The sequence below is a fragment of the Traorella sp. mt218 genome, assembly GCF_055420025.1.
Genome location: NZ_JBVAYM010000009.1, coordinates 1 through 13,024, shown reverse-complemented (window position 1 = coordinate 13,024; position 13,024 = coordinate 1). Strand labels below are relative to the sequence as shown.

Below are 13,024 nucleotides of genomic sequence, written 5' to 3'. Positions count from 1 at the left end.
CTGATACCTGTACTCTTCATACTGGGCCACATTGCGTGGCAGATGGTCATGTAGGGCACTTGAACACGTATAAAGGGTTGTGAGTAGTCGGAAAAACTGCCACAGACGGAAAGGATAGAGACCATGATGAAGGATAAGAACTTTGAGAACATGGATGAAACGAAGGTAGATGAGACCGAGGCCATGAACAGGCCGGAGGGCATCGGTGACGCGGGCGAGCCGGAGGATAAGGCTCCAAAGTTCGCGGTGCGTTCGAAAGACAAAGCAAAGAAGGACATCATTGCCGCCTTGACGAAGGCGCGTGAAATGGGTACCGTCTCCTCCGAGCTTTCGGACGAAGACATTGCGGGCATCGTGACGCCTGCGGTTGACACTCTCTATGACGCCTACGAGAAGGACGGCATCGTACCGACCCGCGAGGCGTTTGCCGAGTGCTGCACGAGCGAGGAAATCAGTGGCGTCGTGCTCGGGATGCCTCGCGACCCGTTCGTCAAGAGACGTCTGGGCAGAAAGACCATCGCTGCAATCTGCACCGGTTGCATGGTCGTCACGGTGCTGGTCGGTGTTGGTGTGTGGACGGTGGTCAGCGGGCAGAAGCAGGCCGCTTCCGATACCGGTGTGTCTGTCTCCGAACCTGCAGGCATGTACGACGAGAGCGATGAGGCGCAGGTCGAGTCCGGTGGTGATGTGGATGACGAGAGTGCCGTCAAGACCGATGAAGATGCTCAGTCCGCCTCTGACGAGGGAGAGTCTGCTGGTGGCTCCACCACCAATGAATACTCCGCGACGGACAGTGGCTCTGCCTCAACCACTGGCGGCGGCAACGTCGACTCAGACTCCACTGGTGGTTTTGGCACCAGCTCATCTGGACAACAATCCCACACCCACAACTGGGTGCCGGTGACCACAACAGTTCACCACGATGCCCAGTATAAGACGGTGCATCACGATGCAGTGACTCAAGAGCGTCATATCTGTAATGGCTGTGGAAAAGACATCACGGGGAATGAATCCGCACACTTAAAGGAGAACATTCTCAACGGCTGCGGCGGCTGGCACAGCGAGGTAGTGACTGTTCAGGCAGCATACGATGAGCAGGTTCTCGTGAACGCAGCGTGGGACGAAACGGTCACTACTGGCTACAAGTGCTCCATCTGTGGTGCGACGAAGTAACAGGGGCGATGAGTAAGATGAGCAATTTTATCCGGTCTCATTGCGGCCACCATAGCTGTGGGTGTCTATCCCGGAGCTTGTTTGGCTGTCTGCAAGGCTCTGCTCTGTGTGGGACTCGGGTCGCACCTGGTGTGACGCTGTTCTACACGTTTGTCCTGCCGCTTCTCGAACGCCACTTTGGCTGATAAATTGTGATAGGCAACAAAAGAGGGTGCCCCACAAGGGACACCCTCTTTTTGTATTTATCTGGTTTGTTCGTCCTTTGCAGACGGTTCATGGGTAGTGCTGCCATCAAGCACCCTGAAACCGGTCGGACTTTCTGAGAGATAGATGGCTTTCAGCCGCTCCGCATCCAAGTCGAAGTGAAATACCTCTCTTCCGCTCGACATGATTTATCACTTCATACAGAAACATTGCGGATCGGTCTTTCGAAATACCTCAAGGCAGTCAATGGCATCTGTGTCATCTTCATAAGCAGTGAGCGATTTGATATTTTGCATGACCCACTTGGTGTTGGAAAGCATGGAGAGAGCAAGACACTGGGACTCAACCTCATCGTCTACCCTTGCTTTCCATGTGTTCTTCCCTATGCGAGTAAGCCCAAGTCTCTCTACGTTCTCTATCATACATACCCTCTTTTTTTGTTCATATTGCTTTCTGTCATGCTTTTTTACTACATTCCCACTATTTTATCAACCGCCACGCCGATGCTAAGTACATGCCCCGATAGGTGCAAACAACAAATGATTTTAATAAAGTTTATGAAGCATGTATTGTTTCACAACCAGCTTGAATAGGTGCAAACGACAAATGATTTTAATAAAGTTTATGAAGCATGTATTGTTTCACAAACAGCTTGAAGTTGCGTGGCAGTAAAATTCCTTCCAAGAGTTGTTTTAGTAGAGATAGAGGTTGTGGTAATCATTAAAAAATAAATGATAAAGAATGATATTTATAGTTTTCCGATAATATTGAAATAATGTTTAATGAATTAATTGTTTTGAAATGATGGAGGTCTGGATCAAAATCTATGAGAATCCCAGCGAATTATACTGGGATTTTATTTATATTGATTGAATTATTTCATATATAAATGAAATATTTTCCAAAAAAATTAATATTTTTTCAATTTTATGACTGTTTTTACGCATTTTTGCGGTTGTAGGATAAAAGAAATGATGAATTACATCATTTTATGGGTGATTTTTTTTACCAAATAAGGTAAAATAGATATAGTTATGTGAATTTATTTAACTGGAGGAAGCAATATGGTAAATGAACGAGATGAAGTGATGGAAGAAAAGGATCTTGATGCCGATATCAAGCTGCGTGAGGCTTTGATCGAAGAGGCAAAAAATCTTGAAGTATCTTCAGATTGGAATTCCGTCGTTCGTGAGATCTCAAATTTGAAGAGGAGATGGAAACGAATCTCATACTGGGAATCCGTATATGAGGATCAGCTGGAGGAAACATTTGAAAAAGCAATTGATGAGCTTTATGCGAAGCGCAGTGAAGTTTTTGAAAATGCGAAAGTAGTGAAAGAAGAATTGATTGAAAAAGCACGTCAGCTTGGGGAAGCTGAAAACTGGAATCAGGCCACAGAAGAGATGAATGAGCTGATGCGTCAGTGGAAAGCTGCCGGTTCTGCCGGTAAGGAGGACGATGCCTTGTGGGAAAGCTTTAATGGCATTCGTCAGAAATTCTTTGAGGATAAGCATCAGTATTTTGAAGATATGAAGAGCCGTTTTGAAAATGCCCGTAAGGTGAAGCAGGAGCTGATCGAAAAGGCGGCTGCATTGGCAGATTCGGTGGAATGGCAGAAGGCAAGCAATCAGTTCAAAGAATTGATGGATCAGTGGAAGGCTGTGGGCAGTGCCGGAAGAGGACATGAAGACCGTCTTTGGAATGAGTTTAATGAAAGTCGTCAGAAGTTCTATGAAAGAAGAAACCAGCATTATACCGAGCTTCATGCACAGCAGAAGGAAAGCTATGCCGCTAAGAAGGCGCTGATTGCAAGAGCGAAAGAGATTCTGGAAGAAAATGAGTTCACAAGAGAAAATACTGAAATGATGAAAGATCTGAATCAGCAGTGGAAGGCTGCCGGATTCTGTGGAAAAGACCGTGAGGATCAGATCTGGAATGATTTTAGAGCTGTCATGGATGAGTATTTTGCCGGACTGAAGGAATTGAATGAGCAGAAGCATCAGCAGTGGCGTCAGAGAATGATGGAGAATCGTAAGCGTAAGCAGGATCTGATTGCCAATCAGAAAAGACAGGTTAAGCGGATGCAGGATGAATTAGTGGGTCTGCTGAGTCAGCGTGAATATGATGATATGGTGGATCGTATCGAGGACAAGAAGGACTTTATTGCCGAATTGGAAGAACAGCTGGCCGAAATGGATCAGGCGTTAAAAGAAGAGTAGTTGAAAGCAGTCTTTGACTGCTTTTCTTATGAAAGGATGGATGTTCATGAATGAAGAGGAAAAGATGAATCAAAGAGAGTGGTATGATGCCAATTATGATCTTTTGTTAGTAAAAAAAAGAGAAAAAGCGATGGATCTTTGTTATGAATATAACCAGCTAAAGCCAAGCGATCATGAACATAGGAATCAGATATTAGGTGAATTGCTGGGTTATGAGCCTCAAGGGTTGACCCTTTTAAGCCCTTTTATGTGTGATTATGGAAATCATATTCATTTTGGTGAAGATGTATTTGTCAATATCAATAGTTATTTTATGGATGGCGGGGAAATCTTTATCGGCAATCATGTTTTTATCGGTCCCTCTTGTGGCTTTTATACGGCTACGCATCCTCTTGATGCCGACAGAAGAAATCAGGGCCTGGAAAAGGCCTTGCCGATTCATATCGAAGATGATGTCTGGATAGGTGCCAATGTTGTCATACTTCCGAATGTCTGCATCGGTAAGGGCAGCGTGATTGCAGCCGGAAGCGTCGTTACGCATGATATAGAGGCTTATTCGCTGGCAGCAGGTGTTCCGGCAGAAATCAAGAAAAAGCTTCGATAAGAAAGGATTGACAAAATAGTTTGACAGGATTATAGTTAGTGTGCTAATTATTAGCATGCTAATGAAAGGAGGACACAGATGCGATTACCTTTTTATATGCTTATGTTCAAGGTGTTTCATGCTCAGCGTAACCGCATGCGCAAAGATATGAGCGAATATCAGTTAGCTCCGGGCCAGCCGAAGGTGCTGCGCTATATCTCTGCCCACAGTGAGTGTATGTTGAAGGATATTGCCGAGGAATGTGATGTATCTGCAGCTACGGTCAGCAAGATCTTAAATTCATTGGAGGAGAAGAAGATGCTTCGGCGTCGCATTGATCCCGAGAATAAGCGTGCTTATCAGCTTCGTATCACAGAGAAGGGGCAGGATGCCTTAAATTCATGGAATAAGCATTGTATGGAGGTAGATCAGATATCTCTGAAGGGCTTCAGTGAAGATGAGAAAGAATTATTTTGGAGCTTTCTGGAGAGAATGTATGAAAATCTGACGGGAAAAGATGTACGATAAGGGGGAGTATGTGAATGCTGAGAAGTCTTATACCTTATATGGATAAATACCGGAAATATCTGTTTATCAGCTGTTTTTGCGTGATTGCGGAAACAGTCTTTGAATTGGTGATCCCGCTTTTGATGGCTGATATCATTGATGTAGGTGTCGCAAATGGTGATACGGGCTATATCATCAATCGGGGCATCATCATGATCATCTGTGCACTGATTGCCTTGGTATTGGGCAATATGTATGCCAAGTATGCCGCAATGGCAGGACAGGGCTTTGGCAGTGAGCTGAGAAGAGCTGAATTTATGAAGGTTCAGGATTTCTCGTTTAAGAATACCGATCATTTTTCCGGATCTTCACTGATCACTCGTCTGACCAGTGATATTACGATCCTGCAGAATGCGATCTGTAACAGTATCCGTCCGATCGTCCGCTCACCGGTCATGCTTTTGATGGCGCTCTTTCTGACGTTTTCCATCAATGCAAAGCTGGCAGCTGTATTTTTGATTGCGACGCCGATCCTTGCTGTGGGTCTGTTTTTTATCGTCAATAAAGTAGGTCCTTTGTATCGTCTGATGCAATCAAGCATCGATCAGGTAAATACGGTCGTACAAGAAAATCTGAATGCGATTCGTGCCGTGAAAGCTTATGTGCGTGAAGAATATGAAGAAGAGAAATTTTCTAAGATCAATGAACAGTTGAAGGTCAACAGTGAAAGATCTTTCCGTACCTCTGTTTGGAACATGCCGCTTTTTCAGTTTGTCATGTATGGAACGATCGTCTGCATCATTTATTTTGGCGGTCAGATGATCTTTGCCAATGAGATGAAGGTAGGCGAGCTGACGGGCTTTTTAAGCTATGTGCTTCAGATTTTAAATTCATTGATGCTTATTTCAAATGTATTCTTAATGGTTACGCGTTCCATTGCCAGTGCTGAGCGTATCATGGAAGTTTTAGATGAAGTACCGGACATCCGGGATTCATCCAATGCTTCGCTGAAAGTACAAAGCGGACGCGTGGAATTTAAGAATGTTTACTTTAAATATAAGGAAGAGGCTGAAGAATATGTTTTAAGCGATATCAATCTGACAATTCCTGCCGGTTCAACGGTCGGTATCTTAGGAGGTACAGGTGCTGCCAAGACATCGCTGGTACAGCTGATTCCGCGTCTTTATGATGTCAGCAAGGGAGAAGTCCTTGTGGACGGCCATAATGTAAAAGATTATTCCGTGGAGCATATTCGTGATGCAGTGGGGATGGTCTTGCAGAAGAATACCTTATTTAGTGGTACGATTCGTGAAAATCTTTGCTGGGGTAATGAACATGCCAGTGATGATGAGATCAAGTGGGCTTGTAAGATTGCCTGTGCCGATGAATTTGTCCAGCAGTTTCCTGACGGATATGAAACGATGATCGATCAGGGAGGCGTCAATGTTTCCGGCGGACAGAAGCAGCGTTTATGTATTGCCCGTGCTCTTTTGAAAAGACCGAAGGTCTTGATTTTGGATGATTCGACCAGTGCGGTAGATACAGCGACAGAGGCAAGCATTCAGGAGGGCCTGGCTTCCTTAAAGGATACGACCAAGATCATCATTGCCCAAAGAGTAACCTCGGTTCAAAATGCGGATCAGATCGTGATCATTGACGATGGCAAGATTCATGCGATAGGAACCCATGAACAATTGCTGAAGGAAGATTCGATCTATCAGGATATTTATTATTCACAAATGGAAGGAGCTGGTTTCCATGGCTAGACAGATCACGACCGCTAAGCCGAAAGATATGAAAAAGACCCTGATTTCTTTTCTGCAGTATATGGGTCACTATAAATATTCCTTATTTATCGTCGGTATATTCGTTGTCATCAGTACAGGTGTCAATCTGTGGGGAACCTTTCAGATCAGAACGGTTGTCAACGATTACATACTGGCGATGGATGCGCAGGGCTTTGTACGCTTTGTCATGCTGATGGCTGTTGTTTATGCCGTGGGTGCGCTGTCAACAGCTATCTATAAGCAATTGATGGTCCATACCGCGCAGAAGATCGTCAAGGAGATTCGCCAGGATCTGTTTAATAAGATGCAGCGGCTGCCGTTAAAATACTTTGATACCAATGCGCACGGCGATCTGATGAGCCGCTTTACTAATGATCTGGATACGGTTTTAGATGCAATGAATAACTGCTTCGACAACCTGATCCAAAGCTTCATGATGATCACGGGAACCCTCGTCCTGATCTTCGTATTGAACTGGCAGCTTTCTGTCATCGTGCTGATCAGCATGATCTTAATGTATTTATTGATCCAGTACTTCAGCCGCCGCAGCCGCTATTACTTCAAACATCAGCAGAAGGCCTTAGGTAACCTCAATGGCTTCATTGAAGAAATGGTCAACGGTGTCAAGGTCGTGAAGGTCTTTAATCATGAAGAGAAAAATCTGGAAGAATTTGATAAACGCAATCATGTGCTTTTAGATGCAGCCGTAAAAGCCTTACGTTATTCGGGCAAGACGATTCCGACAGTTGTCAGCATTTCTTACATCAATTATGCCATCGTGGCTTGTGTCGGTGGTTTTATGGCAATCGGCGGTATGATCGACCTGGGAAGTCTTTCTTCTTATTTGGTATTCGTCAGACAGACAGCACTGCCAATCAACCAATTTACCCAGCAATTGAACTTTTTGCTGGCTGCGATGGCAGGAGCTGAAAGAATCTTTGAGATGATGGCTGAAAAAGAAGAAGTTGATGAAGGTAAGGTAACCCTGACCTGTGTTGAAGAAAAAGAGGGTCAATTAACTGCCTGCTCCTATTATACAGGCAAATGGGCATGGAAGCACCCGCGTCCGGATAATACCTATGAATTGATCCCGCTGCGTGGGGATGTACGTTTTCATGATGTAGAATTTGGCTATGACAGCGATCATATGATCTTAAAAAAGATTTCCTTGTTCGCAAAGCCGGGACAGAAAATTGCCTTTGTCGGCAGTACAGGTGCCGGTAAGACGACGATCACCAATCTGATCAACCGTTTCTATGATGTCCAAAAGGGAAGCATCACGTATGATGGCATTGATGTGCGATTGATCAAAAAGGCAGATCTGCGAAAATCAATTTCGATCGTTTTGCAGGATACTCACTTGTTCACCGGTACGATTGCCGATAATATCCGTTACGGTAAGCTGGATGCCACAATGGACGAAGTCGTTGCCGCTGCTAAGCTGGCCAATGCCCACAGCTTCATCAAACGTTTGCCGAATGGCTACGATACGATGCTGACAGGCGACGGTGCCAATCTTTCACAGGGACAGCGCCAGCTGTTAGCGATTGCCCGGGCAGCCATTGCCAATCCTCCTGTTTTGATATTAGATGAAGCAACCAGCTCCATTGATACCCGGACAGAAAAATTAATCGAAAAGGGAATGGATCGCCTGATGGAAAATCGAACGGTATTTGTCATTGCCCACCGCTTATCGACCGTTCGAAATTCAGCGGCCATCATGGTGCTTGATCATGGTGAGATCATTGAAAGAGGCAGTCATGAAGAACTGCTTGAACAAAAAGGAAGATATTATCAGCTTTATACCGGACAGTTTGAACTGGAATAAAGAGAAAGGAAAACCCGAATCAGATTCGGGTTTTCTTTAAAAACATGATCTGACAAAAATCAAGAATATATATGAAAAGAGTGTATTTCTTGACACGGGCTGATTCTGCGTTTAAAATAAGTTGTAAATTTTTTTTAATGATATTTACATGATAGAAATCAATTCTTACAAAAAAACCGATGTGTATAAATTTTATTCAAATTGATTTTCAATTTATTTTTAAATCCGTAAAATAGAAACATGAAAATCAATCGTATGGAAACAAAGGAGGCTGATAGAGATGCATTATTTAGGTATTGACGTTGGATCTACGACTGTTAAGGCATATCTTACCAATGAGAAGGATGAATGTCTTTATCAGAATTATGTCCGTCATAATTCTGATGTGCGAAATACGATACTTTTTCTGCTAGAAGAAATCAGACATCAACTGGGAAATCTTGAAATATATCCTGTGATTACCGGATCAGGGGGACTTTCGATCTCTACTGCTTTGAATATCAAATTCGTACAGGAAGTCATTGCCTGCACGAAGACAATCGAAAAATATATACCTGAAACGGATGTTGCCATTGAGTTGGGTGGTGAAGATGCGAAAATCACTTATTTTGAAGGTTCGCTGGAACAGCGGATGAATGGAAGCTGTGCAGGTGGTACGGGTGCCTTTATCGATCAGATGGCGACCCTTCTTCAGACGGATGCTTCCGGTTTGAATGAGCTGGCAAAATCACATACGTGCATCTATCCGATCGCATCAAGATGCGGTGTATTTGCGAAAACAGATATTCAGCCTTTGATCAATGAAGGGGCTCAAAAGGAAGATATTGCGGCCTCTATTTTTCAGGCCATCGTCAATCAGACGATCAGCGGATTGGCGTGTGGAAAACCGATACGCGGTAAGATTGCCTTTTTAGGCGGTCCCTTGTATTTTTTGGATCAGCTGAGGGTCCGTTTTATTGAAACGTTACATATAAAGGATGAAGATGTCATCTTTCCTGAAAATTCACAGTTGTTCGTTGCGATGGGTGCATGCTTAAGCGCTAAGGAAGATTGTGAATCGGTCATGATCGATGATGTGATCGAAAAGCTGAAACATCTGAATACGCTGCCAAGTGAAAGTGTCGGCTTAGAGCCTTTATTTGAAAATGAAGGTGAATTGATCGAATTTAGAAATCGTCATTTTAAAGACAGTGCCCGCAGAAGAAGCTTAGAAAATTATCAAGGCGATCTTTATTTAGGCATCGATGTCGGTTCGACGACTTCTAAGGCAGTCATGATCGATCCAAAAGGAAATATCCTTTATTCTTTTTATGATTCCAATCGTGGAAATCCGTTGGAGCTGATGATTGAAATCATGAAAAAAATCTATCAACTGATCCCAAAAGGCGCCCAAATCAAAAAGGCCGGCGTGACGGGTTATGGTGAGGCATTGATACAAAGTGCTTTGAAAATCGATTATGGTGAAGTAGAAACGATCGCACATTATACGGCTGCCAAACATTTTCAAAAGGATGTTGATTTTATTTTGGATATCGGTGGCCAGGATATGAAAGCCATCACGATCAAGGATGGTGTGATTCAGGATATTACATTGAATGAGGCATGTTCAAGCGGTTGCGGTTCTTTTTTAGAAACGTTTGCCCATTCGCTTGGCTATGATATTGAAGCCTTTGCGGATCTGGCATTACGCTCGAAGCATCCGTTGGATCTGGGAAGCCGTTGTACCGTATTTATGAATTCGAAGGTGAAGCAGGCCCAAAAAGAAGGAGCTTCGCTGGAGGATATCTCTGCCGGACTTTCTTATTCGATCATTAAGAATGCATTATATAAAGTCATTAAGTTAAGAAATAAGGATCAGATCGGTAAGCATGTTGTTGTACAGGGCGGAACCTTCAATAACAATGCGGTCTTACGTGCATTTGAAAAAGAAACCGGTATTGAAGCCATTCGTCCGGATATTGCCGGCTTGATGGGAGCCTATGGAATGGCAATGATCGCAAAGGAAAAAGATGACGGCAAGGGAAGTACGATCTTAAATGCCGAGGAATTAAAGGATTTCCATTCGACACATACGATGCGTCATTGCGGCAAGTGTACCAATAACTGTTTATTAACGGTGACCGAGTTTACGGACGGCCGTAGATTTATCAGCGGCAATCGCTGTGAAAGAGGGGCGGATCTGCCGGTAAAATCAAAGACGCTTCCTAATCTTTATGAATATAAATATCGTCGTTTGTTCAGATATAAGTCCTTGTCAAAGGAAGAAGCAATTCGCGGCAGCGTAGGTATCCCGCGTGTCTTGAATATGTATGAAAACTATCCGTTCTGGCATACCTTCTTTACTGAATTGAAATTCAGGGTCGTTTTATCTGACAAATCAACAAAGAAGATCTATGAAAAAGGAATCGAATCGATTCCAAGTGAAAGTGTATGTTATCCGGCAAAGCTGACGCATGGACATATTGAAAATCTGATCGAAAAGAATGTCGGTTTCATTTTCTATCCATCCGTATTATATGAAAGAGTTGAAAATAAGGATGCCGGCAATCATTATAACTGTCCGGTCGTTGCCTCTTATCCGGAAACGATCCGTAACAATGTCGATGACCTTCAGACCCATCATATCCTATTTAAAAATCCATTTATTTCTCTTAATAATCCTAAAACGATGTTTAAGGTATTGAAGGAAGAGCTCAAGGAATTTGATATTTCGGATCATGAGCTGAAGCATGCCCTTGAAGCGGCTTATGAAGAATTGGATGTTTTCCAGAGCGATATTCGTGAAGAAGGCAAGAGAGCCCTGGATTATATGCATGAACATCATCTTCAGGGAATCGTACTTGCCGGACGTCCGTATCACATCGATCCGGAAATCAATCATGGAATTCCTGATCTGATTACCGGCGAAGGTTTTGTCTTGCTGAGCGAAGACAGCATCTGTCAATTGGATGAGGAACATCTGCAGCTGAGAGTCGTGGATCAGTGGACCTATCATTCACGTTTATATAAAGCAGCTTCCTATGTATCTTCACAAAGCGATCTGCATTTGATCCAGCTGACTTCCTTTGGCTGTGGTCTTGATGCGGTCACGGCTGATCAGGTATCCGAGATATTAAAGGCAAGAAACAAGATCTACACACTGATCAAAATTGATGAGGTCAGCAATTTAGGAGCGATCCGTATCCGTATCCGTTCTTTAAAATCAACGATTGAAAAGGGTGAGGAACAGATTGATCTTTCATCAAAATTTGAAGTGACGAAAGTTCCTTATACAAAGGAAATGAAGGATGAGCGCTACACGATCTTATGTCCGCAGATGTCACCGATCCATTTCCAGTTCATTGAAACGGCGATGAGAGAGGAAGGGTATAATTTTGTGGTCTTGCCAAGCGTTGATGAAAATGCGGTGGAACAAGGCTTAAAGTATGTCAACAATGATGCCTGTTATCCGAGCATCCTTGTCGTCGGACAGATGATGAATGCCCTCAACAGCGGTAAATATGATCTGAATAGAACCGCTTTGATCATCTCTCAGACAGGAGGCGGCTGTCGAGCTACCAATTACATTGCATTCATACGTCGTGCTTTAAAGGATGCCGGTATGGAACAGGTGCCGGTCATTTCTGCCAACCTGTCCGGTCTGGAAAATAATCCGGGCTTCAAGCTGACGCTCTCACTTGCGAAAAGAGCGATCATCGGAGTTCTTTACGGTGATCTGCTGATGCGTGTCTTGTACCGTGTCCGTCCTTATGAACAAGTCAAAGGTTCTGCCAATGCCCTTTATGAGAAATGGGTCAAGAAGTGTCAGGAAAATGTCCGTACGAACAGCATGAGCGAATTCAAGAAAAATGTTGTTCAGATCGTAAAAGAATTTGATGAGCTGCCCCTAGTCGATGTGAAAAAGCCTCGTGTCGGCCTGGTAGGTGAGATTTTGGTGAAATTCCATCCAACGGCCAATAATCAGGTGGTGGAAGTCGTTGAAAGCGAAGGCGGGGAAGCGGTGATGCCGGATCTGATTGATTTCTTCCTGTATTGTTTCTATAATGCGAAATTTAAAGAAGAGCATTATGACGGAACGAAAAAAGGTGAATGGATCGCAAAAGCAGGAATTGAATTAGTAGAATTTCTAAGAAAAGATATGGTCAAGGCCTTAAATGAATCGAAACGTTTCTCGGCACCGAATCGTATCGAGCATCTTGCGCAAAAGGCAAGTGAGATCGTTTCCTTAGGAAATCAGGCCGGTGAAGGCTGGTTCTTGACAGGTGAGATGATCGAGCTGATCGAAGAAGACTGTCCGAATATCATTTGTATGCAGCCATTTGCCTGTCTGCCAAACCATGTGACCGGAAAAGGTGTCATCAAGGCTTTACGTAAGAAATATCCGCAAAGCAACATCGTAGCCATCGATTATGATCCGGGTGCCAGTGAGGTCAACCAGTTGAATCGTATCAAGCTGATGATGGCTACAGCCTTTAAAAACTTACAAAAAGAAAATTAGTCTTTTGAAAAACCAAAAGACTTTTTTTACATAGAAAAACCTTCATCTTTCATAATTTGGAGGTTATTATATATATGATATTAAGCTTTTTTGATCAATTTTTCATATTTAGAAAAATCACTTGACGGAATATTCAATAATTCCATCGCTTTGTTCATATCGATTTGTAAATTAGCCATGATGCTTTGAATTGATTTGATGGTCGTTTCTTCGATACCTTTTGTT

At 43.5% G+C, this 13,024-nt stretch carries 8 protein-coding genes; 7 read left to right on the top strand and 1 reads right to left on the bottom strand.

Translation table 11 applies throughout. The features are described from left to right. Positions 1-123 precede the first annotated feature (123 nt). A complete protein-coding gene (locus ACZYT3_RS05935; RefSeq protein ID WP_464088029.1) occupies positions 124-1,173 on the top strand; it encodes a hypothetical protein in 1,050 nt (349 codons plus the stop codon). Positions 1,174-1,568: 395 nt separating this feature from the next. On the opposite strand, the gene ACZYT3_RS05930 is transcribed toward ACZYT3_RS05935, so the two are convergent. Further along, on the bottom strand, positions 1,569-1,799 hold the full coding sequence (locus ACZYT3_RS05930; protein WP_464088028.1) for a hypothetical protein: 231 nt from the start codon (positions 1,797-1,799) through the stop codon (positions 1,569-1,571). Between the two features lie 642 nt (positions 1,800-2,441). Here ACZYT3_RS05930 and ACZYT3_RS05925 point away from each other — a divergent pair. The 6 genes from ACZYT3_RS05925 to ACZYT3_RS05900 all read left to right on the top strand — a co-directional run bounded on the left by ACZYT3_RS05925 (position 2,442) and on the right by ACZYT3_RS05900 (position 12,799). Continuing rightward, positions 2,442-3,596 (top strand): DUF349 domain-containing protein, encoded by a 1,155-nt coding sequence (locus ACZYT3_RS05925; protein ID WP_464088027.1) that lies wholly within the window; start codon positions 2,442-2,444, stop codon positions 3,594-3,596. 46 nt (positions 3,597-3,642) lie between these two features. Further along, positions 3,643-4,200, top strand: coding sequence for a sugar O-acetyltransferase (locus ACZYT3_RS05920; RefSeq protein ID WP_464088026.1), 558 nt, complete (start codon positions 3,643-3,645; stop codon positions 4,198-4,200). A gap of 78 nt (positions 4,201-4,278) precedes the next feature. Beyond that, complete coding sequence (locus ACZYT3_RS05915) at positions 4,279-4,707, top strand: MarR family winged helix-turn-helix transcriptional regulator (protein ID WP_464088025.1); 429 nt, start codon at positions 4,279-4,281, stop codon at positions 4,705-4,707. Positions 4,708-4,721: 14 nt separating this feature from the next. After that, on the top strand, positions 4,722-6,452 hold the full coding sequence (locus ACZYT3_RS05910; protein WP_464088024.1) for an ABC transporter ATP-binding protein: 1,731 nt from the start codon (positions 4,722-4,724) through the stop codon (positions 6,450-6,452). Then, a complete protein-coding gene (locus ACZYT3_RS05905; protein ID WP_464088023.1) occupies positions 6,445-8,301 on the top strand; it encodes an ABC transporter ATP-binding protein in 1,857 nt (618 codons plus the stop codon). The genes ACZYT3_RS05910 and ACZYT3_RS05905 overlap by 8 nt, the downstream gene beginning before the upstream one ends. 280 nt (positions 8,302-8,581) lie before the next feature. Then, complete coding sequence (locus ACZYT3_RS05900) at positions 8,582-12,799, top strand: acyl-CoA dehydratase activase-related protein (protein ID WP_464088022.1); 4,218 nt, start codon at positions 8,582-8,584, stop codon at positions 12,797-12,799. Positions 12,800-13,024: the final 225 nt, after the last annotated feature.

Excerpts from the sequence above, each read along its gene's own strand:
- ACZYT3_RS05900 (WP_464088022.1), top strand. The coding sequence starts at position 8,582 with ATGCATTATTTAGGTATTGACGTTGGATCTACGACTGTTAAGGCATAT.
- ACZYT3_RS05935 (WP_464088029.1), top strand. The coding sequence starts at position 124 with ATGATGAAGGATAAGAACTTTGAGAACATGGATGAAACGAAGGTAGAT.
- ACZYT3_RS05920 (WP_464088026.1), top strand. The coding sequence starts at position 3,643 with ATGAATGAAGAGGAAAAGATGAATCAAAGAGAGTGGTATGATGCCAAT.
- ACZYT3_RS05925 (WP_464088027.1), top strand. The coding sequence starts at position 2,442 with ATGGTAAATGAACGAGATGAAGTGATGGAAGAAAAGGATCTTGATGCC.
- ACZYT3_RS05910 (WP_464088024.1), top strand. The coding sequence starts at position 4,722 with ATGCTGAGAAGTCTTATACCTTATATGGATAAATACCGGAAATATCTG.
- ACZYT3_RS05915 (WP_464088025.1), top strand. The coding sequence starts at position 4,279 with ATGCGATTACCTTTTTATATGCTTATGTTCAAGGTGTTTCATGCTCAG.
- ACZYT3_RS05930 (WP_464088028.1), bottom strand. The coding sequence starts at position 1,799 with ATGATAGAGAACGTAGAGAGACTTGGGCTTACTCGCATAGGGAAGAAC.
- ACZYT3_RS05905 (WP_464088023.1), top strand. The coding sequence starts at position 6,445 with ATGGCTAGACAGATCACGACCGCTAAGCCGAAAGATATGAAAAAGACC.